Source organism: Pseudomonas sp. GW823-FHT02E01, assembly GCF_058797535.1.
This window is the reverse complement of sequence record NZ_JBXAJS010000014.1, coordinates 76,431-94,208: the sequence shown is the minus strand read 5'-3', so window position 1 is coordinate 94,208 and position 17,778 is coordinate 76,431. Positions and strand designations below refer to the sequence as shown.

At 55.2% G+C, this 17,778-nt stretch carries 30 protein-coding genes, 1 tRNA gene and 1 pseudogene; 18 read left to right on the top strand and 14 right to left on the bottom strand.

What is annotated here, in order from left to right:
* The 3 genes from ihfA to AC1RDQ_RS26370 all read left to right on the top strand — a co-directional run bounded on the left by ihfA (position 1) and on the right by AC1RDQ_RS26370 (position 806).
* Complete coding sequence (gene ihfA / locus AC1RDQ_RS26380; protein ID WP_002553164.1) at positions 1–303, top strand: integration host factor subunit alpha; 303 nt, start codon at positions 1–3, stop codon at positions 301–303.
* Positions 284–640 (top strand): MerR family transcriptional regulator, encoded by a 357-nt coding sequence (locus AC1RDQ_RS26375; protein WP_003179985.1) that lies wholly within the window; start codon positions 284–286, stop codon positions 638–640. Before ihfA ends, AC1RDQ_RS26375 begins: the two co-directional genes overlap by 20 nt.
* A gap of 89 nt (positions 641–729) precedes the next feature.
* Positions 730–806, top strand: a tRNA-Pro gene (locus AC1RDQ_RS26370).
* A gap of 69 nt (positions 807–875) precedes the next feature.
* On the opposite strand, the gene AC1RDQ_RS26365 is transcribed toward AC1RDQ_RS26370, so the two are convergent.
* From AC1RDQ_RS26365 to AC1RDQ_RS26355, 3 genes are all read right to left on the bottom strand, one after another.
* Positions 876–1,994, bottom strand: coding sequence for a tyrosine-type recombinase/integrase (locus AC1RDQ_RS26365; RefSeq protein ID WP_492588571.1), 1,119 nt, complete (start codon positions 1,992–1,994; stop codon positions 876–878).
* Positions 1,925–2,338: a hypothetical protein gene (locus AC1RDQ_RS26360; protein ID WP_492588559.1), complete on the bottom strand. Its 414-nt coding sequence runs from the start codon at positions 2,336–2,338 to the stop codon at positions 1,925–1,927. The genes AC1RDQ_RS26365 and AC1RDQ_RS26360 overlap by 70 nt, the downstream gene beginning before the upstream one ends.
* A 247-nt stretch (positions 2,339–2,585) precedes the next feature.
* Positions 2,586–2,918 (bottom strand): hypothetical protein, encoded by a 333-nt coding sequence (locus AC1RDQ_RS26355; protein WP_492588557.1) that lies wholly within the window; start codon positions 2,916–2,918, stop codon positions 2,586–2,588.
* 158 nt (positions 2,919–3,076) lie between these two features.
* On the opposite strand from AC1RDQ_RS26355, the gene AC1RDQ_RS26350 reads away from it, so the two are divergent.
* A complete protein-coding gene (locus AC1RDQ_RS26350) occupies positions 3,077–3,277 on the top strand; it encodes a hypothetical protein (RefSeq protein ID WP_492588556.1) in 201 nt (66 codons plus the stop codon).
* Between the two features lie 26 nt (positions 3,278–3,303).
* On the opposite strand, the gene AC1RDQ_RS26345 is transcribed toward AC1RDQ_RS26350, so the two are convergent.
* Together AC1RDQ_RS26345 and AC1RDQ_RS26340 are read right to left on the bottom strand one after the other, a co-directional pair.
* Complete coding sequence (locus AC1RDQ_RS26345; protein ID WP_492588555.1) at positions 3,304–3,987, bottom strand: phiTE_072 family protein; 684 nt, start codon at positions 3,985–3,987, stop codon at positions 3,304–3,306.
* 612 nt (positions 3,988–4,599) lie between these two features.
* Complete coding sequence (locus AC1RDQ_RS26340; RefSeq protein WP_492588554.1) at positions 4,600–4,950, bottom strand: hypothetical protein; 351 nt, start codon at positions 4,948–4,950, stop codon at positions 4,600–4,602.
* Positions 4,951–5,051: 101 nt separating this feature from the next.
* Between AC1RDQ_RS26340 and AC1RDQ_RS26335 the strand changes: the two genes are divergently transcribed.
* Positions 5,052–5,306, top strand: coding sequence for a hypothetical protein (locus AC1RDQ_RS26335; RefSeq protein ID WP_492588552.1), 255 nt, complete (start codon positions 5,052–5,054; stop codon positions 5,304–5,306).
* Here AC1RDQ_RS26335 and AC1RDQ_RS26330 read toward each other — a convergent pair.
* The 8 genes from AC1RDQ_RS26330 to AC1RDQ_RS26295 all read right to left on the bottom strand — a co-directional run bounded on the left by AC1RDQ_RS26330 (position 5,303) and on the right by AC1RDQ_RS26295 (position 9,138).
* The gene (locus tag AC1RDQ_RS26330) at positions 5,303–5,614 is read right to left on the bottom strand and encodes a hypothetical protein (protein ID WP_492588551.1); all 312 of its coding nucleotides are present in this window, start codon (positions 5,612–5,614) and stop codon (positions 5,303–5,305) included. The two genes, AC1RDQ_RS26335 and AC1RDQ_RS26330, sit on opposite strands and share 4 nt — an antisense overlap.
* A gap of 81 nt (positions 5,615–5,695) precedes the next feature.
* On the bottom strand, positions 5,696–6,157 hold the full coding sequence (locus AC1RDQ_RS26325; RefSeq protein WP_492588550.1) for a hypothetical protein: 462 nt from the start codon (positions 6,155–6,157) through the stop codon (positions 5,696–5,698).
* On the bottom strand, positions 6,154–6,426 hold the full coding sequence (locus tag AC1RDQ_RS26320; RefSeq protein ID WP_407516854.1) for a hypothetical protein: 273 nt from the start codon (positions 6,424–6,426) through the stop codon (positions 6,154–6,156). Before AC1RDQ_RS26320 ends, AC1RDQ_RS26325 begins: the two co-directional genes overlap by 4 nt.
* A 150-nt stretch (positions 6,427–6,576) precedes the next feature.
* On the bottom strand, positions 6,577–6,777 hold the full coding sequence (gene csrA, locus AC1RDQ_RS26315) for a carbon storage regulator CsrA (RefSeq protein ID WP_492588549.1): 201 nt from the start codon (positions 6,775–6,777) through the stop codon (positions 6,577–6,579).
* A gap of 65 nt (positions 6,778–6,842) precedes the next feature.
* Entirely contained in the window at positions 6,843–7,046 is a 204-nt protein-coding gene (locus tag AC1RDQ_RS26310; protein WP_492588547.1) for a hypothetical protein, read from the bottom strand.
* The gene (locus AC1RDQ_RS26305) at positions 7,043–7,492 is read right to left on the bottom strand and encodes a tellurite resistance TerB family protein (RefSeq protein WP_492588546.1); all 450 of its coding nucleotides are present in this window, start codon (positions 7,490–7,492) and stop codon (positions 7,043–7,045) included. Before AC1RDQ_RS26305 ends, AC1RDQ_RS26310 begins: the two co-directional genes overlap by 4 nt.
* Before the next feature lie 384 nt (positions 7,493–7,876).
* Positions 7,877–8,128 (bottom strand): DUF1654 domain-containing protein, encoded by a 252-nt coding sequence (locus AC1RDQ_RS26300; RefSeq protein WP_492588545.1) that lies wholly within the window; start codon positions 8,126–8,128, stop codon positions 7,877–7,879.
* A gap of 158 nt (positions 8,129–8,286) precedes the next feature.
* Positions 8,287–9,138 carry a LexA family protein gene (locus AC1RDQ_RS26295; RefSeq protein ID WP_492588544.1) on the bottom strand — a complete coding sequence of 284 codons (852 nt, stop codon included), beginning with the start codon at positions 9,136–9,138 and terminating at the stop codon, positions 8,287–8,289.
* Between the two features lie 194 nt (positions 9,139–9,332).
* On the opposite strand from AC1RDQ_RS26295, the gene AC1RDQ_RS26290 reads away from it, so the two are divergent.
* From AC1RDQ_RS26290 to AC1RDQ_RS26245, 10 genes are all read left to right on the top strand, one after another.
* Positions 9,333–9,764 (top strand): phage regulatory CII family protein, encoded by a 432-nt coding sequence (locus tag AC1RDQ_RS26290; RefSeq protein ID WP_492588542.1) that lies wholly within the window; start codon positions 9,333–9,335, stop codon positions 9,762–9,764.
* Between the two features lie 64 nt (positions 9,765–9,828).
* Complete coding sequence (locus tag AC1RDQ_RS26285) at positions 9,829–10,569, top strand: phage antirepressor KilAC domain-containing protein (RefSeq protein WP_492588541.1); 741 nt, start codon at positions 9,829–9,831, stop codon at positions 10,567–10,569.
* Positions 10,569–11,315: a DnaT-like ssDNA-binding domain-containing protein gene (locus AC1RDQ_RS26280; RefSeq protein ID WP_492588540.1), complete on the top strand. Its 747-nt coding sequence runs from the start codon at positions 10,569–10,571 to the stop codon at positions 11,313–11,315. The genes AC1RDQ_RS26285 and AC1RDQ_RS26280 overlap by 1 nt, the downstream gene beginning before the upstream one ends.
* The gene (locus AC1RDQ_RS26275) at positions 11,315–12,136 is read left to right on the top strand and encodes a replication protein P (protein ID WP_492588539.1); all 822 of its coding nucleotides are present in this window, start codon (positions 11,315–11,317) and stop codon (positions 12,134–12,136) included. The genes AC1RDQ_RS26280 and AC1RDQ_RS26275 overlap by 1 nt, the downstream gene beginning before the upstream one ends.
* Complete coding sequence (locus AC1RDQ_RS26270; protein WP_492588538.1) at positions 12,136–12,636, top strand: hypothetical protein; 501 nt, start codon at positions 12,136–12,138, stop codon at positions 12,634–12,636. Before AC1RDQ_RS26275 ends, AC1RDQ_RS26270 begins: the two co-directional genes overlap by 1 nt.
* Before the next feature lie 29 nt (positions 12,637–12,665).
* On the top strand, positions 12,666–12,875 hold the full coding sequence (locus tag AC1RDQ_RS26265) for a hypothetical protein (RefSeq protein WP_492588570.1): 210 nt from the start codon (positions 12,666–12,668) through the stop codon (positions 12,873–12,875).
* Entirely contained in the window at positions 12,872–14,200 is a 1,329-nt protein-coding gene (locus tag AC1RDQ_RS26260; RefSeq protein ID WP_492588537.1) for a tyrosine-type recombinase/integrase, read from the top strand. The genes AC1RDQ_RS26265 and AC1RDQ_RS26260 overlap by 4 nt, the downstream gene beginning before the upstream one ends.
* Positions 14,172–14,492 (top strand): hypothetical protein, encoded by a 321-nt coding sequence (locus AC1RDQ_RS26255; protein ID WP_492588536.1) that lies wholly within the window; start codon positions 14,172–14,174, stop codon positions 14,490–14,492. Before AC1RDQ_RS26260 ends, AC1RDQ_RS26255 begins: the two co-directional genes overlap by 29 nt.
* Before the next feature lie 4 nt (positions 14,493–14,496).
* Positions 14,497–14,886, top strand: coding sequence for an antiterminator Q family protein (locus AC1RDQ_RS26250; protein ID WP_492588535.1), 390 nt, complete (start codon positions 14,497–14,499; stop codon positions 14,884–14,886).
* Positions 14,887–15,201: 315 nt separating this feature from the next.
* A complete protein-coding gene (locus AC1RDQ_RS26245) occupies positions 15,202–15,471 on the top strand; it encodes a hypothetical protein (RefSeq protein WP_492588573.1) in 270 nt (89 codons plus the stop codon).
* Here AC1RDQ_RS26245 and AC1RDQ_RS26240 read toward each other — a convergent pair.
* A pseudogene (locus AC1RDQ_RS26240) lies at positions 15,467–15,625 on the bottom strand (organoarsenical effux MFS transporter ArsJ); the annotation flags it as partial. The gene AC1RDQ_RS26245 and the pseudogene AC1RDQ_RS26240 overlap by 5 nt on opposite strands.
* A 196-nt stretch (positions 15,626–15,821) precedes the next feature.
* On the opposite strand from AC1RDQ_RS26240, the gene AC1RDQ_RS26235 reads away from it, so the two are divergent.
* The 3 genes from AC1RDQ_RS26235 to AC1RDQ_RS26225 all read left to right on the top strand — a co-directional run bounded on the left by AC1RDQ_RS26235 (position 15,822) and on the right by AC1RDQ_RS26225 (position 17,528).
* Positions 15,822–16,220: a copper-binding protein gene (locus AC1RDQ_RS26235; protein WP_492588534.1), complete on the top strand. Its 399-nt coding sequence runs from the start codon at positions 15,822–15,824 to the stop codon at positions 16,218–16,220.
* A 397-nt stretch (positions 16,221–16,617) separates the two neighbouring features.
* The gene (locus tag AC1RDQ_RS26230; RefSeq protein WP_492588532.1) at positions 16,618–16,953 is read left to right on the top strand and encodes a phage holin, lambda family; all 336 of its coding nucleotides are present in this window, start codon (positions 16,618–16,620) and stop codon (positions 16,951–16,953) included.
* Positions 16,954–17,081: 128 nt separating this feature from the next.
* On the top strand, positions 17,082–17,528 hold the full coding sequence (locus tag AC1RDQ_RS26225; RefSeq protein WP_492588530.1) for a DUF1737 domain-containing protein: 447 nt from the start codon (positions 17,082–17,084) through the stop codon (positions 17,526–17,528).
* The last annotated feature ends 250 nt before the right edge of the window (positions 17,529–17,778 follow it).

Below are 17,778 nucleotides of genomic sequence, written 5' to 3'. Positions count from 1 at the left end.
ATGGGGGCTCTGACGAAAGCTGAGATGGCGGAACGTCTGTATGAAGAGCTGGGCCTGAACAAACGGGAGGCCAAGGAATTGGTCGAACTGTTTTTTGAAGAAATCAGGCACGCTCTCGAAGACAACGAACAAGTCAAATTGTCCGGTTTCGGCAATTTCGACCTTCGGGACAAACGCCAGCGGCCTGGCCGCAATCCGAAAACGGGGGAAGAAATCCCGATCACGGCTCGCCGTGTGGTCACCTTTCGTCCAGGGCAGAAGTTGAAGGCCCGAGTTGAGGCTTATGCTGGAACCAAGTCATAACGACGAGCTCCCCGTCATCCCGGGCAAACGCTACTTCACCATTGGTGAAGTCAGCGAGCTGTGTGCGGTAAAACCACACGTGCTGCGCTACTGGGAGCAGGAGTTTCCTCAACTCAACCCTGTCAAACGCCGCGGAAACCGCCGGTATTATCAGCGCCAGGACGTGCTGATGATCCGGCAGATCCGCGCGCTCCTTTACGATCAGGGGTTCACCATCGGCGGAGCGCGCCTGCGTTTGTCCGGTGATGAAGCCAAAGACGACACCACCCAATACAAGCAAATGATCCGCCAGATGATCGCCGAGCTCGAAGATGTTCTGGTGGTACTCAAGAAATAAATTCTCGCTTTTAAATACTTCCAGTTTTCAAAAGCTTGCGATATATTCTTGAGCGTTCCTCGAGATGGGGGATGGGTTTCACGCCTAGTCGGGGCGTAGCGCAGTCCGGTAGCGCACTAGCATGGGGTGCTAGGGGTCGAGTGTTCGAATCACTCCGTCCCGACCATATTTTTCAATGACTTAGCCCAACTCTAGCCAGTTGGGCTTTTTCATTGGTGGGGACTTTTTCGGGACTTCATCCTGTTTTCCTCTTCAGGATCGTCAGCACCGGGCCCCGTGAGTCGGTTGCTGATACCATATTTGCAGCTTCAATCAGATGCCCGAGTTCAGCGCCCGAGTAGTGGCTGGTGATGCTGCCGTTCTTGTGTCCCAGCAAGGCCTTTCGATCTTCCTGTGTGACGCCTGCCGCCCGAAGGCGACGGCCAAACGTGTGTTTCAAGTCATGCACCCTGATGGATGCATACCCAGGGTGAGCGGGGCGAAGGTTTTCCTCCTGCCAGAGTTTCGCCGCTCTCACCCGCGCCTTCTTCCAGGCTGAGTCATTCATACGATGCATCGCGTTGCCGTTGTACGGAAAAACCCAGTCCTTGCTCTGACCGCGCTGCTTATCGATGATCGATTTCGCCACGCTGTTCAGTACGACCAGTCGCTCATCGCCATTTTTCACACCTGACCGCTCGTTTCGGCCGCCAAAGTCGGACGGAATCAGGAATACGATGGTGCCGAGTTCCGGTACCGAGATTTCCCAATCCCACCTCAATTTGCAGACCTCCTGCTCTCGACAGCCTGTGTTCACCTTGAACAAGGCCATCGTTTGCAGATGCGCCGGCAATTCCCCGAAAAGGATTGATTGCTCTTCCCATGTCATGGGGTAGGGCTCACGCACCTTTTTCTTCAGGTCCAGCTTGGCCAACATCGGCACCGAATCAAGCCAGGGCCTGCGCTCTTCATCCCGCCACTTCCTTGCACAAAGCGAAAGAACCCGAATTACCCGCTCGATCGAGATGTTGATCGTTCGAGGCGCCACCGGCTTCAACTGCTTCCCGTCCGGCAACACCATTCCCTTCAAACGATCCCTCACGAACGGTTCAAGTGCCTGGTCATCGATGTGCGTCAATGGCAGGTCCTTGAGGTACGGATGGAGGTGCTTCAGGTGATGCGCCGTCAACTTGATCGAGGGTTGGTCCTTGCTCTCGATCAGAAACCTTGTCGCCGCTTCCTCCCAAGTTCGGGTGCGGCGGACGCCGTACACCTTCTGCTGTCGAAGTTGCTCCAGCCGGTGAATCAGGTACTGCTCGGCTTCTTGCCGGTCACCAGTTCCAGTGCTCTCTCGAAGGCGCTCGCCTCGGAACACTTTGTCGATTTGCCAGACTCCACCTTTCTGGTAGAGGCCAGAGATCGCTTTTCTCGCCATGGTTTACCTCCTTTGGCTTCACCCTGGCGCTCGCTGCGAGGGCGATTGTTGTCCTGATTCACGGTCTTTTCAATCGACTTGCTCTCGATGTAGGCGTCCGCCCATTCGTCGAGCTCGATACGATCAAACGCCACGCCCTGTTTCCCGATAGGGAATTCACGAACGTTTGGCCTGACCGTTTTGTTGAATTCGTCCCGGCACATGCCGAGATAGCCTGGTGCATCCATGAATCGGATGAACCTCGGCGGGATGCTTGAAACCTTTGCTGCTGTTGCGTTACCCATGGTGGGATTCCTAAGGCGAATGCCACCGTCGCTCGCCATTCATCGGCAGGCCGGTAGGTGGATTGTGAAATCAGATAGGGGGCGTCAGGCGAGCTGAACGGGTGAGCTACGGTTTATTGGTTCGCCCCGCCAGTTGCGTACACGCTTTCTCCCCTGAAGATAGCTGACGGGGTGAACACCCATCACCGCGGCCCCTTGTAGCTGTAGACGTAGGCGAACCAGGCGAGGGCTGGCTCTGCGAGCAGGATCATGGCGTCACCCTCCGGCCCCAGACACAGACAGGACCATCCTCAGCGTCATGAATGGAGAGGATGAACCAGCCTGGTTCGGTAGGGTGCTGGATCTCCCAGGCCGAGCAATCGACCTGACCGTCATTCATGTAGGCGTCGAACACGTCGGCGTCGACGTCGTTTTCCATGTGGGTGACCTTCGTTTCCACTTGGTGGCGCAGGCACCATTCTTGGAACTGTGCTTCTGTGATTTCGTCGTCGAACTCCGAAAGGTAGTCGGGGTGGGACCACCAGCCATCAACATCGCGTTCAGCAGGCTGCGGCTGGATCAAAACATTTTCTTCAGGCATGACTTCGTCCTTGCCGCCATAGCGGCTGACTTTGAAGAGGGAGGGAGTTAGATCGGGCCAGTCATAGCCCGCGTTGAATTATTTACTGCGCATACACTCAACCGTATAAGGGGCAATCGTCTCTCAATGGTGGTGCGTACCACTTAGGGAAAGAAAGCATGACATCCGTCGACCAATTCAGGTTTGATTCGTACAAGCTGCTTCTTGAGTTGGACGCTGCAACGACGAGCATGATGATGCTGGTTTCCTCGCGACATGCCTCCGGGCCTGAGTGGGATATAGCCACTGAAAGGCACCGCTATGCTTACGAGGCCTGGAGTTCATTTCTTAATGAACCGGTCGACAAGCCGGATGCCTGAGATCACAGGATGCCACCTCAGTCGGCTCATCCTGCACTCTCCATCGATACCAGATCATGGGTATTCACAACCGGCATGCCGTCCTGTAGTTCTTGGCGTAGTGCCTGCTGAACTGCCTCGACAACCCGGCGTAGGTACGTGAACTTGTGGTTTTCTTCGACAGCCTTGCCATCGATGGAGTAATGCCATTCTTCGCCGAACAGCTCGGTCAACAGCCTGCTGTGGTGCCAGCATTCGTTCAAACTCTCGATACTGCGCAGAGCTTCGATGTCGTGCCAAAGCTCGCGCGCTTCTCCTTTGCTCAGCTCGCCAAGCTCCCAGTCATGGCGCCCGGTCTGTTGCCGTCGGCGCTGGACGATGCACTTCTTGGCGAAGGCATGCAGCGCATTACCGCTGAACACGGTGGAACTGATACCGCGATCCAGGCAGTTCAGGACGTAATCCCAGCCGCAATCGGCGACGAACTCGGCGACAGTGCGCGGCCCCATTCCGTCCCAGTAGGCGTTCCAGCTCTTGCCCCAGCAGTTGATCGTGATCTTGCCCTGGGCGGTCTGGTAGTTCGGGTTGGAGTCGGTGGGGCAGTCCCGGCGACCGAAGTCCTCGAGGAACACCGTGATCGGGTCTAGCCGTGGCGCGCCGGTGATCACCAGCTTCGTGACTGTCGAGCGCTCAACCTGTATCAGCTCAGCCGTTTTGTTTTCTGTGGGCATGGGGCGTCCTTTGCCGGGGCATGCCCGGGCGGTGGAGGGGTGGGAATCGTCTATAGTTAGGGGTCTGCCAATGGAGGTAGATATGGAATGCCTAATTTGCGATGAGCCTGCTTCGGACGTCGATGTTGGTGATGATTACCAGGAAAGAGCATGCGCGAAGTGCGGACACTATCGAATTACCCATACAGCGCTTGTTTGGATGGAAACCCATGGCTGGCGATTCGACGTGAAGCTGACTCGGGCCTGGCTCGCACATCAACAGGGCTCGGGGCTGATCCCAACTATTGATTCGCAGCAGGCTAGCGTTCTGATCCAGGTTTAAGCTGCCGCCATGCCTCTATCATCTTCCTTTCTCGCCGGCTGGCGTGATTCGTAAATTGGGTTGATGATTTGCACCTGGCGCATACCTGACGGTGACTGCGATGAGTACAAAAACCGATGTGGAAGCGATAAGGCTGATCGGTGAAGAGGTTGTGCGGTTGCTCAGTCTTCCGCCTGAAAGGCTGGAGGCAGATGCTCGCGCAGGTCTTCGCCTGATCGCCGATCTCGCGCAGTGGCGAGTGATTGCCTACGGACCTGAGCCAGTCCTTCAGCGCAATAGGTGAGGGCGGGTCAGTCGTGCAAGTGCTCGCGCTTGCCTGTTTTCTGATAGTGCTGATCCTGGATCGTGATCTGCTGGTCAATAGTGAACATCGGGTTGCAGGTGGTGCAGTGACCGGCAATTTTGATGGCCTGATACGAAAGTGAAATCGAGGCGTAGTCCCGGTAACAGGAGGGGCATTTGTTAGCGTCGACGCAGCAGCAAGTGAATGCATCGTCTTCATCGTCGTGATGCTTCTTGCAGACCGGGCATTCGTACAACTCAATGATGTCTGGCCGGCAACACTCCATAGCGCCATCCTCGTCGTCGTGGATTTCGCGACAAGCGCCGCACTGGTAAAGCGCCCTGATTTCCAGATCCATGGTGTTCTCCAATGCAGGCGCCGCCCTCCGTGACCGGATGCGACAGTGGGGTGATGGTTTTTTGATCTACGCTTCATTAGATAACAATTGAGTATTTCGCCGTGAAGAACCAGCCTGAAGAGAAATCTGAAGTTCGGCGAAAGAGAGTTATTGGTGAAGCTATTGGGCTCACTCCCAAGGAGATGGAGCGCTTTGTCACTTGCATCCAAAGGAAGGGCGAAAGCAACGAATACATCATTTACTTTGATCTAGACACTCCTGCGCTTGTGCTTTCCAGAGTTATTGGTCTGCAAGACGGGCTGTTCGTCCACACGCAGCCAATCGATTTTGATGGGCTGCCACCAAGCAGCATTTAATTTTTCTGGGAGCCGGTCTCTGCGAACCTCTCAAGCTGTCGCGACCACTTTTCAGAAACTACGATTTCAGGTCGCGACATGCTGGCAAAGCGGGCGGATTCCTCCGGAGGCGCGGCGGCCAGGTTGATCAGGAACGTCGTCACCGTCTCCTGCCATTCCTCGAAGTCGTGCCGCTCGCCCAGAATATGAAGTGCATCATCTAATGCCTTCGACACAATCAACGATCGCTTCTCGGCGCCAATCCGGCCCAGTAAGGCTTTCTCCTTGGCGCGCTTGTCCCGCTGAATATCCGCGTTGCTCTTGGCCATGACCTGCCTCTTCAATTCCGTGGGCCGGTAGATCCAGCCATGTCTGTCTTCGACGCTGGCGCACTTGGTTGCTGATGCTTCTCATAGTGCCCTCTGCTGATTCCAGACACCCACGGTGTCGAACACCTGGGCGGCTTGCTCTTCAGTCAGCGATATTTCGGCGGGAATGGCGATCCAGCCCGAAGCAACCCGATGATTCGGATTGCTCTCGGCGACCAGGTCTTTGTAGGTGACCTCGATCGCGTCTTCGAGGTGCGCGGCCAGATAGTTGCCTTGGGGAGCAACCTCTACTGATTTAGTGTAGCGGTGCCCTTGTTGATCGCGACACTGGACGCTGACATAGATCGTCCAGCGGTGGGCAATGTCGCAGACTGCTTCTGCCATGCGCTGCCCTGGCGGGATGCTCTTGCAGCTCTTTCTGTTGATCATCCCTTGGCGTCCGCTGGGGTCGATGTGGACCACCGCGACGTGATTGGCATTGAGCAGTGCCCGGCTCGCTCGCTCTAACCGGGTACGCATGTTATTAGGCTTTCGCTTTTTCATAGCGTCACTGCTATCTGGCGATTGGCCTTTGCTTCGAACTGCATGGCAAGGACGTGAGCGGCCTTGTAGGTACCACTGAAGGCGCAAGTCTTGCCGGTGGTGAGGTCTTTAATCTGGTACATGCCGAAGCTTCCGCCGGCGATTTGGTAGCGCACCGGTTTGGCTGGGGCTGGTTGTCCAATACGGGCGAAGTACCCGACCCGGACGGCACTTGATTGTTGCAGCGGCACACCGAGGTCATCGATGCGTTCTTGAAATGATGGATGCATGGTTGATCCCTCGGAGTAGGTTAGGTGTATTCATCAGCAGTCCGACCACCTGCTGGTGGCCATTGGGCAGGGAAGGGGGCTGATGGATAAATTGCAGGCGTAAAAAAGCCCGATCGGAACCGGGCCAATGTTTGCGTCACAAAGACCTGCTTAAGTGATCGCAGGTGGTTCCATCGCGCACTTCGACAAACCCGCCTGAATGCGCTGGGTGATTTCTTCTCGATGCACCTGGACATCCTTCGGTGCGCTAGTTCCGATACGTACCTGTTTGCCGCTGACACCCAGCACTGTGATCGTGATGTTGTTGCCTATGTTGATGCTTTCGCCTTCTTTGCGAGTCAAAATCAGCATTGTCCATTTCCTTGCGTGAGTAGGTTTCCCAATGCCGCCTTGTAAGAAGCGGCATCAGTGAAACGTCACTGCATTACGCGGATTTCATTGCGTGGGAACCACGCGCCGTCGAGCTTCACCATGCAGCCAACAATGGCGGCGTAGCGAGTCTCTCGGTCTGTCTGGAAGCCGTAGTAAGAGCAAGTGGCCCACGAGGCAAGACCGCTCAGCAACATGCAGCCGACGATCAGTGCCAGCAGGATCAGCAGAACCTTTGTCGCGTACCTCACGCCTCGATACCGTAGTCAGCCAGGCGCAGACCGAAGTGCATGCCTATTTCCTTGAGCACCACCAACTCTGCTGGCTCGATCTGACCATCAGCCTGGGCAACGGCAAGAATGTTGACGAAGGCTTCCTCCGCGTCGGCCGGAACGTTTTTGATGTCGGCCAGTTCCCGCTTGATCGCCAATCGACCTACTTGAAAATTGGCGTTCAATGGACCTGTAAAACGATTGATGGTTTCGGTGATCTCGCTGCCGAAATGCGTCAAATTCGGGTTGGAGCGAATCAACTCATCCAGCTTAGAAACCTCGCTGGCTTCAATCTCTCCGTCGGCCGCGGCGACCAAAAGGCCGCCACCGACAATGGCCTGCATCAAGTCGCGGTTAACGACCTTCTTCATTTCGGCTTGGGCATTGCCGACTTGTTTGCCGAAGAGTTTTTTCATTCCGAACATGGTGTTTCCTCTGGTGGGATTGCATCCCGCTGCACCCTGTCGCCAAGGTGCAGTAGTGATGCTGTCCGTCCTATTGCCGCCGGAGGAGCGGGGCGCATTGCTTGCCGGGTCATTCACACGGTTCTGGCGTTTCACCATCGAGCAGCCGTCCAGGTTATTCCTAGCGTGGGCAGGCCTTCGGGCCTGTCTGTTCGCCGGTCGCCGGTAGAGGCAATGCGGTCTGTTGTTTGTTGCGCTGATTGTTAAAGAGTGGCGAGGCTTTCGCTGCTGAGCCGGTTATGTGTCGGCATGGGTAAAATATAGGCGTACACATAATTTGAGTCAATGGGTAAACCCATAAAATTCCTTGTGGGCGTAAAAAAGCCCGCTAATCGCGGGCTCCTTCTATAGGTCGGCGTATTTCTGCCAGCCAATCTTCACGCTGTCTTCTTCTAAGCGCTCGACAGTGATCCCGTCAGTCTCCTCAAGTTCTTGGATCACTCGTTCCCATGCCGCGGGGGATTCGTCGGCGCGTCTGGCAATCTTGATTGTCCGTACCTTTTGCACGTTTGGATCGGACACCAGGCGTTGAATACGACGGCCGACTTGTTCGTAGTTGTTAAGCGTGTGGGTAATGCCGGTAGCGCCATGATTCATTCCTGTCTTCCTTTGTTTTTCATTATGGATAGACAGTATTTAGTTCCAGATAAGGCAGCAATCCGGAAAGAGCGCGTTTGTACTCTTTCGGGTTTAGCTCGAAAAAAAGCCCGCTGAGTGCGGGCTTGTTCATCACCTGAATAGCAGCGAGCGGCGTACTAGAGCTTTCCGGTCATACGCACTGCTACTCCAATGATGCGGCAGTTTTCATCACACTCGACCATTTTATAAGCTGGGTTCAGCGGCTTCAGATAACGAATGCCGCCATCTTCCACCAGCTTCTTGAATGTCGCCTCGTTGCTCGCGGGTAATTTGGCAATAACAAGCTTGCCAGGTTTCACATCAGCCTCGGTGTCTACCAGGATCATCATTCCTTCAGGAACGCTGACGCCTGCGGGGGCGGTCATAGAATCGCCTTTTACCTCAAGCCAAAAGGCAGGTCCTTTGGAGTCGTAGTCAGATACTTCATATCTGTCTGAAAAACCGTCGGGGTATGGCTGCACCGCTTCCTCCCAACACCCGGCTGAAACCCAGCTGATCACTGGATATCGATAAAGCATCTGAGGTTGAACCACGTCTTTTACGTTGGGCTGTTCGGTATTGTCTGAAACCATCGGGCCAGACCCACTCTCAATCCAAATGGCGGAAACCCCACAAGCCTTCGCAATGGACGCGTTATAGGAGGAGCGTTGTGATCTCCCCCGTTCGAGATCAGAAATAGATGCCTGATCGATTCCCACGAGCTTTGCTAGCTCAGCTTGGGTAAACCCGGCGTGCCGTCGAGCGGCCTTGATTCGTTCTTTATATTCCATCTTTCGATTATTACTGGCGAACCCATATCGTTGCAAAGTGGTATGCCCATGATCTACGATATGGGTATTCACATAAGTGGGCGTAGTATGAAGACCATTTTCAAAGACCTTGTTGCCTTCTTCGGGACGCAGGAGGCCACAGCAGAAAAGCTCAAAGTCGATCAAAGCACAGTTTCTGGCTGGGTCCGGGGTAAGCACGGAATGTCTCCTGTTATTGCCAAACGGGCAGAAGCCTTGACCGACGGGAACTTCAAAAAAGAGGACCTTTGCCCTGCTTTTCCATGGGCCGAAATGGTGGCTTGAATCGATATTCGAATCGCTCCAGCCCCTTGAGAAATATTTTGATACCGGTAATGGCTTAACGCTACGCGAGACGAACTGAGGTTTTCGCAATGGAACATTTCGAAAGAACACTGCATCGGGAAGTAAAGGCTGATGGCGGCACCGCCCTAGCAAAACGTATGGGCGTGAATGAGACCAGGTTGCTTGACTGCGCCAATCCGAATCGTGAGGCGCATCGGATGAATCTAGAGATGTTCGGCCAAGTGCTCACCCATCTCTCTGTCGAGTCCCGGGCGATTGTTCTCAACGCGCTACTCGATGAGTTCGGGTACTCGCTGGTGGCGAAGGAAGTTACTGAGGTGAGAACCCTTCCTGCCGCGCTAGCACTTGTTGGAAAGGAGTTCGCGGATCTGACGGTCGCTGTACATAACGCGTTGGTAGATGGCCGCGTAACACAGATCGAGAAAGCGGGGATCTGTAAAGAAATCGCGCATGTCCGGCGCGAGGTTGACGCCATTGAGGCAGCAGTGAAGGTCGCCTAAATCACAGGTACAAAAAAGCCGACGGAGAAGGTCGGCTGATTCGCAAAACTAGAGAGCGGCGATTATGCACAGCCACATTGTCTTGAGCAATACCTCCGATGTCGTGACACGTTTCAGTGAATCGCAAAGCGTGTCATGTCACACCATGTCTTCACGCGAGATCGCCGAGCTGACTGGCAGCACGCACGACAACGTCCTGAAAACAGTCCGGGGACTCGTTGCCAAGGGTGTCGTTTCGTCAAACGACACCCCCTACGTCCACCCACAAAACGGTCAGATCTATCGCGAGTTCTTGCTATCTCAACGTGACACCTTGGTGGTGGTCTCGGGCTACAGCGTCGAACTGCGCGCGAAAATTATTGATCGCTGGCAGGATCTCGAAGCCCAGTTCAGTCAATTTCAGATCCCGGCGACCTACGCCGAAGCGTTGCAGGCAGCCGCTGACCAAGCAAGGGACAACCAGTCGCTGCGATTGGTCATTTTCGATCAGGCACCAAAAGTTGCCGCGATCAAACATCTGGCGGCGGCCGGTGGAGCGATCTGCATCACCGACACTGCCAAACAGTTACAGATCCAGCCTGCGAGGTTGTTCGCCTGGCTTGAGCAGCATCGTTGGATTTTCCGCTGCAAGGGCTCCAAACGCTGGGTTGCCTTTCAGCCACGCATTACCGCTGGCTACATGACTCACAAAGTCACAGCCCTGAGGCCTGATCCGGAAACCGGCATCAAGCGAGCTACATTCGACCCAATGGTCACTCCGAAAGGCCTTACCCGTCTTGCTGAGCTTTTGCAGGAGGCCAAGTAATGGCCGGCGATTGGATCAAATTCGAACTCACCACCCTGGACAAGCCTGAGGTCTGCCAGATTGCTGACTTAGCCGACATCGACCCGGATGCGGTAGTGGGCAAATTGATGCGTGTATGGGGTTGGTTCGACCAGCAGACGGAAAACGGTAACGCTCCGAGCGTTAGCAAAAAGTTACTCGATCGGTTAGTGGGCGTTATCGGTTTTTGCGAACACATGAAGACGGTGGCATGGATGCATGAAGTAGATGGCGTTATCAGCCTGCCGCATTTCGAGCGTCACAACGGGAAAACCGCCAAAAACCGGCTTCTCACAGCCAAAAGGGTAGCCAACCACAAAGCAGCTAACGCCAAAGGTAACGCTCCAAGCGTTAGCAATGCGTTACCTAAAGAAGATGTAGAGAAGAATAAAGATCAACACAACACTCCAGGCGCGAGCGATCGTTCGGCGGCAGTCGAGATGTCGCTTGAGTGGGTGCCTGATCAACAGCTCTTGCAGGCATACGCACTACGGATGGCCCTACCGTTGACGACGTTCACCGCGGAGGCCACGGCTGCTTTCGTTTGCCATTACACCGCCAGTGGTCGTTTCGAGACGCAAGCAGCCTGGGTCAGCCTGCTCGTGAAGTGGATCAAGCGTGATGTTGCCCAAACGGCCAGTTCCAACATTCGGCAATTTCCCGTAAAGCAGGTCAACGGCCCGGATTTCGACGACACGACCTGGTCTGATGATCTGGGTGATTTGTGATGAGCCAAGTCAAACACGTCCCCCAGAGCGCCAACCAGTTGCTGAGCAAGATGGGCAACCTGCCGCCTGTGACGCTGGAGCAACCGAAACAATTGCCCCCTGGTACCGCTGACGTCGTTAACGCACTGTTCAAGGAATTGCAGGCGATCTTCCCCGCGTGGAAGCAAGCTTGGCCAGATGATGAAGCCCTACGCGCTGCAAAACGTAGCTGGGTGAAGGCATTCATTGCAGCCGGGATCAATACCCTCGAGCAGATTCGGTACGGCTTGCAGAACTGCCGACAGCACGGCGGCGATTTCGCGCCGAGCGTCGGCAAGTTTGTGAAGTGGTGTCAGCCAACGCCTGAAATGCTGGGCATTCCTTCGCACGATAAGGCCTTCCGTGAAGCGCTGGTCAATTTGGACCCGAGCCGAGCATTTTCCCGCGAGTGGTCGCACCCGGCGGTACGTCATGCCGCGCTTCAATGCGAGATGCATAACCTCAACAGCCTGGTTTCCGAGAAGGCCAGCAAGGTCTTTGATCGCGCTTATGACATCACCATCCGGATGTTGGTCAGCGGACAGCCGCTTGAAGACATCGCCATTGGCATCGGCCACGACTCGCAAAAGCCCGAAATGCAACTCGCGGAAGAGTACGGCGAGGCGCGGTTGTTGATGACTATGTCGCAACAGTCGATCCCGCTTGACGGCAAGGTCGCCCGCGTCCAGTTGCTGGCTCGTTTTGCCAGTGACCCGGGAAAACGCGAACAGCAAAACGCCTCGCTTCCACGTGCTCGCTTGAACTCCCTCCCTGATCCATTCAATCCCACAGGTGGCTTCTGATGAATGCAGCCAAGCAACAAAACATGCTCGCCGGGCAATCTTCACTTGCCCGTAAGGTGTTCCAAGTCGTGCCAATCCAGGAGCGTTGGAGTGCCCACGACATTTTCAATTCGTTGATGGTTTCCGAAGCCACGGGGGCCCAGTTCCCGGCTGTCCGTCGCGGCTTGGGTGAGTTGAAGGAGGCAGGTCTCATTCGCGAACCCGTTAACGGGCATTTCCAGCGTACTGCCATCACCATCAAATTCCCGAGAGAGCAGAGCATGTCAAAAGAAACCAAGCCGGCCGTCATTGCCATCAATAAAGCCGAGGTCAGTGCTCTGGATACGTTGGCGGTGCTGTCTGGTGAGGTCATCAGCTTTGCCGAGGAGGTCGGGCAGCGCATGAAAAAGCTGGCTGCACGTATCGAGGAGGTGGCGCTTTCCGTCGAGGCGGAGCGCGAGACCAACGCTGACGCACTCGAAAAATTCAAGCTGCTGCAATCTCTGCTGAAGGGGGGCTAATGGGCAAGCGCATGGTAATCGGTTCGGATATGCCTGATCGCCGCCTGGCTGTACCGAACCCGGCGAACTATCGGTTCGCCGTGTTCTGCTGCTCGTTCAAGATGGATATGGGCAGCACCCCCGACCACGCTTTGGCGCTGTTCGTTGACCAAGCAATGGCCGAACGTTACGGCGCCTGGCTGTGGCCGACCACGTTCCAGGTTGTTGACCTTGAAGATCCCTCTGGTACCCGACAATGACGGCTTTGATCAAAACCCTAACGGTGAAACTGTCTGATGCCGAGATCGAGCGCAATGCCAAGAAGTTGCATGTCCGCGATCTACGAGATGCCAGTCACCCGGCATTGCACTTTCGTTTTGCGAAGAATCGTTCCCGTGGCTCCTGGTACCTGCTCAGCAAACGCACCTGGCACCGTATTGGCGGCTTCCCTGATCTGAGCACCAAGCAAGTGGTCACGGCACTGCCCGCAGTACGTTTGCGAGTGGCTGCCAATGAAGGTTCGGCGCTGTCCAAGTGGGTCACGACCAGCGAGCTGTTGGGATGGTACGCCGAACGCATGTCCCGTGATCGCAGCCTTTCCAGCAAGCGCAAGAGCACTGCCGCATCGGCCATCACACGCCACCTGATACCGCGTCTGGGTGATCTGCCTCTCAGCGATATCAACAAAGCCATGCTCGACAGCGAGCTGATCTGGCCTCTGCAGGAAAACTACTCAGCGGGCTATGTGCAGCTGGTGTTTAAGCTTCTGGTTCAGGCGATGCGTCAGGCGTTCAAACTTGGTTTTATCAGCGCTAACCCGATGGTGGGAATCAAATTCAGCGACTTCAGCAAGACGAAAGTCGGAGCCAAGCCTGGTCGGCTACGCGGCGTTCAATTGCCGCAGCTACTGGAGCAATTGTCCCTCGTCATGTCGACTGCCCCTTCCGACGCCATGTTGGCGTTGATGATGCTTTGTCACGGCTCGCGCATTGGTGAAACCCGGCAGACACGCTGGTCGCATATCAGTTTGGCTGAGCGCGAGTGGTTCATTCCGGCCGAGCACACCAAGACTGGCGTCGAGCATCACCTGCCGCTGACAGACCAGGTGCGCGAGACTCTGATCCGCTACCGCGAGATTCAGCAGGCCAAAGGGTACGACGGTCAGTTTTTGTTCCCGGCACGCCATGGCAAGGCTCTCAGTGAAGGGCAGGCCAGTGCTGTCTTCACCCGGTTGGGGCAGGGTGAGTGGACCAGCCACGACCTGCGCAAGTTGGCCCGTACCGGCTGGGCTGATCTCGGCGTTGATCACCTGATCGGCGAGCTGCTGATCAACCACGCCATGGGCCACAACGTGAAGGTGTACATCCAGTCGGACGTCATGAGTCGCAAGCTCGATGCCTTGGAGCAGTGGCACGTTCATCTAGACCAGAAGGGGTTTGCCCTGATTCACGGGTTGACCGGTGTTAGATCCGGAGATTCCGGTAATCCTCTGGAGGCCTTGCAAAACAAGGCCTGCGAAGCCCTTCAAGAAACAACCATAGGAGAGGATTTAAAACATGCAGAAAGGGCAGGGGCTTGGTTTTAAGAGGCCGCGGATCGAACTTGGACCTTGCCCGACCTGCAAGGGCAAAGCGGTAGTGAAAGGGCTGTTTTATGAGTTGATTTGTACTGCTTGCAATGGCTCAGGTTGGGTTATTCGGGGTAGCAGGTTGGTGCTTTCTTCGGACGAGTTGGTGACGCAATTGAGCTTCAAATTGCAGCAGGCTCAGCGAGAGATTGAAGCGCTCCAGCGTGGCTCGTCGATACCTGGCCCGGCCGAGTACTACCAACAGAACAACCGTCGCGGCGCTGGCGGATCAAATTACACAGGGGATTGAGAGCATGATGATTCGAAAACCAGCCGGCCGACCATTGGGCGATACCGAATACCTGCTGGAACAGTGGGGATGGTGGCGGATGGATGGGGCAGGCGTTCCCAACTACATTTCACCGACATTTGCGCTAATGCGTCAGGCGATACCGCAGGTGTCTGCGAGCAAAAGCTATTGCATTACAGATGAATGGGCTGGCGCTATTGATCACGCAGTTGCGCGCCTCTCACACCGTGATGGACAAATGGGCGACATTATTTGGCTCTACTATGGTGCTAAATGGCCAATGGTACGGGTTGGCAAGCACTACGGTATAAGCGAAGGGAAAGCGCGGGAGCTGGCGAGAGCAGGGGCGGCATGGATCGATTGTGCTGTCAATTCAATGCGGCAAGCTGCCTAATCTATCAGTCGATTTCTGCCTGTCCCCACCGTCTGCTACGGGTTGAAATGTCGGGTCACCCAAAAAGGGCAAAGTGATGCCTTGACCTTGCCACTGTGGCAAGGTCCAAACTTGAAATAGGGACGGCCAGAAGTTGCTCGTAACCTACGTACTCCTCTCTACAACCGCTACCGTCCCTACCTCTCACTCAGGAGTGTGAGTGGCAGAAGGGGCATGGCTGGGCCGATAAGGCTTTGGCCCTTACCTCCAGGCTAAATCCGCAGTCGCTTGCTCGGAGCCTGCCACTTACCACGGTCGTGGAACAGGAGAGCTGCCATGCGTAATGCCATAACCTACACCGCCCTTGCTGTCTTCATCGCTCTTGGAACCGCAACTGCAGGTTTTGCCGAAGAGGCCAAGCCCCCGACTGAAGGCAGTACCGAGGCAACCAAGGGTGGGGACATGCACCTGATGGACGGCCACCAGATGCCGATGATGGACATGCAGGAGATGTCCAAGATGATGAAAAACTGCAATGCCATGATGGAGAACATGAACCTGCACATGGACAAGGAGGCCCCGAAGGGCAGCCACAAGGCGCAATAGTGGACTGTGACAAATCGGTGTTCAGCCCGAAAACGATTGCAGCTGGCAGGCCCGCCAATGCAAGTGCCCACAGAAATGCCGCACGACTGTCCGGTACATGCCCCCGTTTCTTGCCAGTGATGTTGGGCGTAAAGGACTGCACGATTTCGTAACCGGGATAAAAACCGCCCATTACTGGACGCGTAATACACTGGCGATTTCTCTTGGACCTTCCTAAAACCGCATCAATGTTGAGGGGCGGTAAAATAGACTGGGCTATTCTGAAAGTCTGCTTTTGGCTGTGGATTCAACCGCTTGATGCGTCGCCGGAACCTCCCCGTTGTACTCACTAATCCTGAATGAGAAGTTGTATGAAACTGACCCTAATTGCAGTTGCAAGCACCGTAGTTGCGATGTCTCTTTCTGCTCATGCAGAGGAAATGCCGTGCAAAATGGAAAGTATGGAAGGCATGCAGATGAAGCAGGAAATGCCGTGCATGAAAATGGACGGTATGGAGGGCATGCAGATGAAGAAGGAATCGAAACAGACTCCGGTAGCCGAAGCCGAGGGGACGATTAAGGCGATCGACACTGCGAAGCATACTGTGACCATCTCCCACGGCGCTGTTCCAGCGGTGCAATGGCCGCCGATGACCATGGCCTTTTCGGTAACGGAAGATCAGTTGACAGGGCTTACAACCGGAGACCGTGTATCGTTTTCCTTTCTGGTAGAGGGTGGCAGAGCCAAGATTGTTTCCATAAAAAAATGAAATAGTGATGGTGAAGGTAGCCGGTACGTTTTGTTGTGCCGGCTTTTACCATCCGCTATGCACGAAAACCAGTAATTCAGTGATGCAGCAGGAATGGCCGCTTTTGATTCCTGCCTGTCTCGTAGGGCTGCATCGAAGTTGGGTTAAATTTCGCTTTTATTTCGGAAAAGCCTTTTCCGCGCGGGATAGATTTGCTTTTATAGCAGCGTGTGTTGCTGTCAACGCAGCGAGACGCCTTTTAAGAACCCGACTACTGAGTCGGGTTTTTTGTGCCCTTTTACAAGCCCTGCCATCGAGCAGGGCTTTTTCGTTTTCGGCCCCGTTACACCCATCGCCTCAAGCTGGGAGTGCTGCGGGAGCCGGATCTATTGCACTCCCCAAAAAGGGAGGAATCCGGATGACAAACATGCCCGACAAACCAGACACATGGCTGCTCGTTATCGCATGGCTGGGACAGCATGCGCCGACGATCTACGCCGGAGCATTGTCATTCGTGGTCGGTGCCTTGCGGATCATTTACGGCGGTGGCACGCGTCGACAGGCGTTGCTTGAAGCTTCGCTGTGCACGCTGATCACCATTGGCTTGATTCCGTTACTGGAGTACTTCGGTTTACCGCAGAACTTCGCTACGGCTGCGGGTGTGTTCATCGGATTTCTTGGCGTGAAGAAGATCGCCGATCTGGCTGATCGGTTCGCAGACTTCAAGTTTCCTAAATCGGATTCGGCTCCATGAAGCGCTGTCCTTGGGAGCTGCCTTTTGTGCTTCTGCTGGCCTACGCCGTGACGGACTACATCCACTATGGTGATTCGCCGGCATGTCAGCCGCTCGCCGCTCAATCATTCAATCGTGAGATTTAGAGAATGGCTTACACCCAATACGAAACCGTCGTCGCCAACACTCCCGAGGAGTTGACGGCCAAGCTGGCTCAGGCCATTGCCGAAGGCTGGCAGCCTTACGGTAGTCCTGTCTCCATCACTGAAGGCTTTCAAGTGCTTCAGGCTGTAGTGAAGGGGACAAACAACGCAGCCGGCACGCCAGGTGACATCACGTCTGAAAACATCTCGGACGCCTCGGATGTCGGTAAGGCCGTATTGGTGAGCGTCGATGCCGCGGCTGCACGTGCCGCTATCGGTAGTGGGACTTCGAACTTTTCCGGTAGCTACAACGACCTGACCGACACACCAGCCTTTCCCGTCGAGGGTGATGCCGCGCTGCTGGAGGCCGGCACCGACCTCATTGCACATACCTGGTCAGCCAAGATGATCCACGATGAGGTTGCCCGCCAGATTGCGGCGATATCCGCATGAGCCATAAACAAGCGGTCTCATCACACGAAGGAGTCGTCATAGTCGACTGCCTCCGTTTCAAACGTAGTCAGTCACTTTGGCAGGCGGCAGGGGCCGGGGACCCTGGCAACTTCCAAGGAACACGGGGCATAAGACTCGCGCAAACGCGTTAGCGGCACCCCACCAAAGTTAGTTAACTGGTTAACTCCATTGGTTAACTGGGCTGAAAGCCTTGTGGGCTGCGGCTTAGAGGGTAGTTAACTAACGAATT

Coding starts and splice junctions, on each gene's coding strand:
- ihfA (WP_002553164.1), top strand. CDS start 1: ATGGGGGCTCTGACGAAAGCTGAGATGGCGGAACGTCTGTATGAAGAG.
- AC1RDQ_RS26375 (WP_003179985.1), top strand. CDS start 284: ATGCTGGAACCAAGTCATAACGACGAGCTCCCCGTCATCCCGGGCAAA.
- AC1RDQ_RS26360 (WP_492588559.1), bottom strand. CDS start 2,338: ATGGGTAACGCAACAGCAGCAAAGGTTTCAAGCATCCCGCCGAGGTTC.
- AC1RDQ_RS26355 (WP_492588557.1), bottom strand. CDS start 2,918: ATGCCTGAAGAAAATGTTTTGATCCAGCCGCAGCCTGCTGAACGCGAT.
- AC1RDQ_RS26350 (WP_492588556.1), top strand. CDS start 3,077: ATGACATCCGTCGACCAATTCAGGTTTGATTCGTACAAGCTGCTTCTT.
- AC1RDQ_RS26345 (WP_492588555.1), bottom strand. CDS start 3,987: ATGCCCACAGAAAACAAAACGGCTGAGCTGATACAGGTTGAGCGCTCG.
- AC1RDQ_RS26340 (WP_492588554.1), bottom strand. CDS start 4,950: ATGGATCTGGAAATCAGGGCGCTTTACCAGTGCGGCGCTTGTCGCGAA.
- AC1RDQ_RS26330 (WP_492588551.1), bottom strand. CDS start 5,614: ATGGCCAAGAGCAACGCGGATATTCAGCGGGACAAGCGCGCCAAGGAG.
- AC1RDQ_RS26325 (WP_492588550.1), bottom strand. CDS start 6,157: ATGAAAAAGCGAAAGCCTAATAACATGCGTACCCGGTTAGAGCGAGCG.
- AC1RDQ_RS26320 (WP_407516854.1), bottom strand. CDS start 6,426: ATGCATCCATCATTTCAAGAACGCATCGATGACCTCGGTGTGCCGCTG.
- csrA (WP_492588549.1), bottom strand. CDS start 6,777: ATGCTGATTTTGACTCGCAAAGAAGGCGAAAGCATCAACATAGGCAAC.
- AC1RDQ_RS26305 (WP_492588546.1), bottom strand. CDS start 7,492: ATGTTCGGAATGAAAAAACTCTTCGGCAAACAAGTCGGCAATGCCCAA.
- AC1RDQ_RS26300 (WP_492588545.1), bottom strand. CDS start 8,128: ATGAATCATGGCGCTACCGGCATTACCCACACGCTTAACAACTACGAA.
- AC1RDQ_RS26290 (WP_492588542.1), top strand. CDS start 9,333: ATGGAACATTTCGAAAGAACACTGCATCGGGAAGTAAAGGCTGATGGC.
- AC1RDQ_RS26285 (WP_492588541.1), top strand. CDS start 9,829: ATGCACAGCCACATTGTCTTGAGCAATACCTCCGATGTCGTGACACGT.
- AC1RDQ_RS26280 (WP_492588540.1), top strand. CDS start 10,569: ATGGCCGGCGATTGGATCAAATTCGAACTCACCACCCTGGACAAGCCT.
- AC1RDQ_RS26275 (WP_492588539.1), top strand. CDS start 11,315: ATGAGCCAAGTCAAACACGTCCCCCAGAGCGCCAACCAGTTGCTGAGC.
- AC1RDQ_RS26270 (WP_492588538.1), top strand. CDS start 12,136: ATGAATGCAGCCAAGCAACAAAACATGCTCGCCGGGCAATCTTCACTT.
- AC1RDQ_RS26265 (WP_492588570.1), top strand. CDS start 12,666: ATGCCTGATCGCCGCCTGGCTGTACCGAACCCGGCGAACTATCGGTTC.
- AC1RDQ_RS26260 (WP_492588537.1), top strand. CDS start 12,872: ATGACGGCTTTGATCAAAACCCTAACGGTGAAACTGTCTGATGCCGAG.
- AC1RDQ_RS26255 (WP_492588536.1), top strand. CDS start 14,172: ATGCAGAAAGGGCAGGGGCTTGGTTTTAAGAGGCCGCGGATCGAACTT.
- AC1RDQ_RS26250 (WP_492588535.1), top strand. CDS start 14,497: ATGATGATTCGAAAACCAGCCGGCCGACCATTGGGCGATACCGAATAC.
- AC1RDQ_RS26245 (WP_492588573.1), top strand. CDS start 15,202: ATGCGTAATGCCATAACCTACACCGCCCTTGCTGTCTTCATCGCTCTT.
- AC1RDQ_RS26235 (WP_492588534.1), top strand. CDS start 15,822: ATGAAACTGACCCTAATTGCAGTTGCAAGCACCGTAGTTGCGATGTCT.
- AC1RDQ_RS26230 (WP_492588532.1), top strand. CDS start 16,618: ATGACAAACATGCCCGACAAACCAGACACATGGCTGCTCGTTATCGCA.
- AC1RDQ_RS26225 (WP_492588530.1), top strand. CDS start 17,082: ATGGCTTACACCCAATACGAAACCGTCGTCGCCAACACTCCCGAGGAG.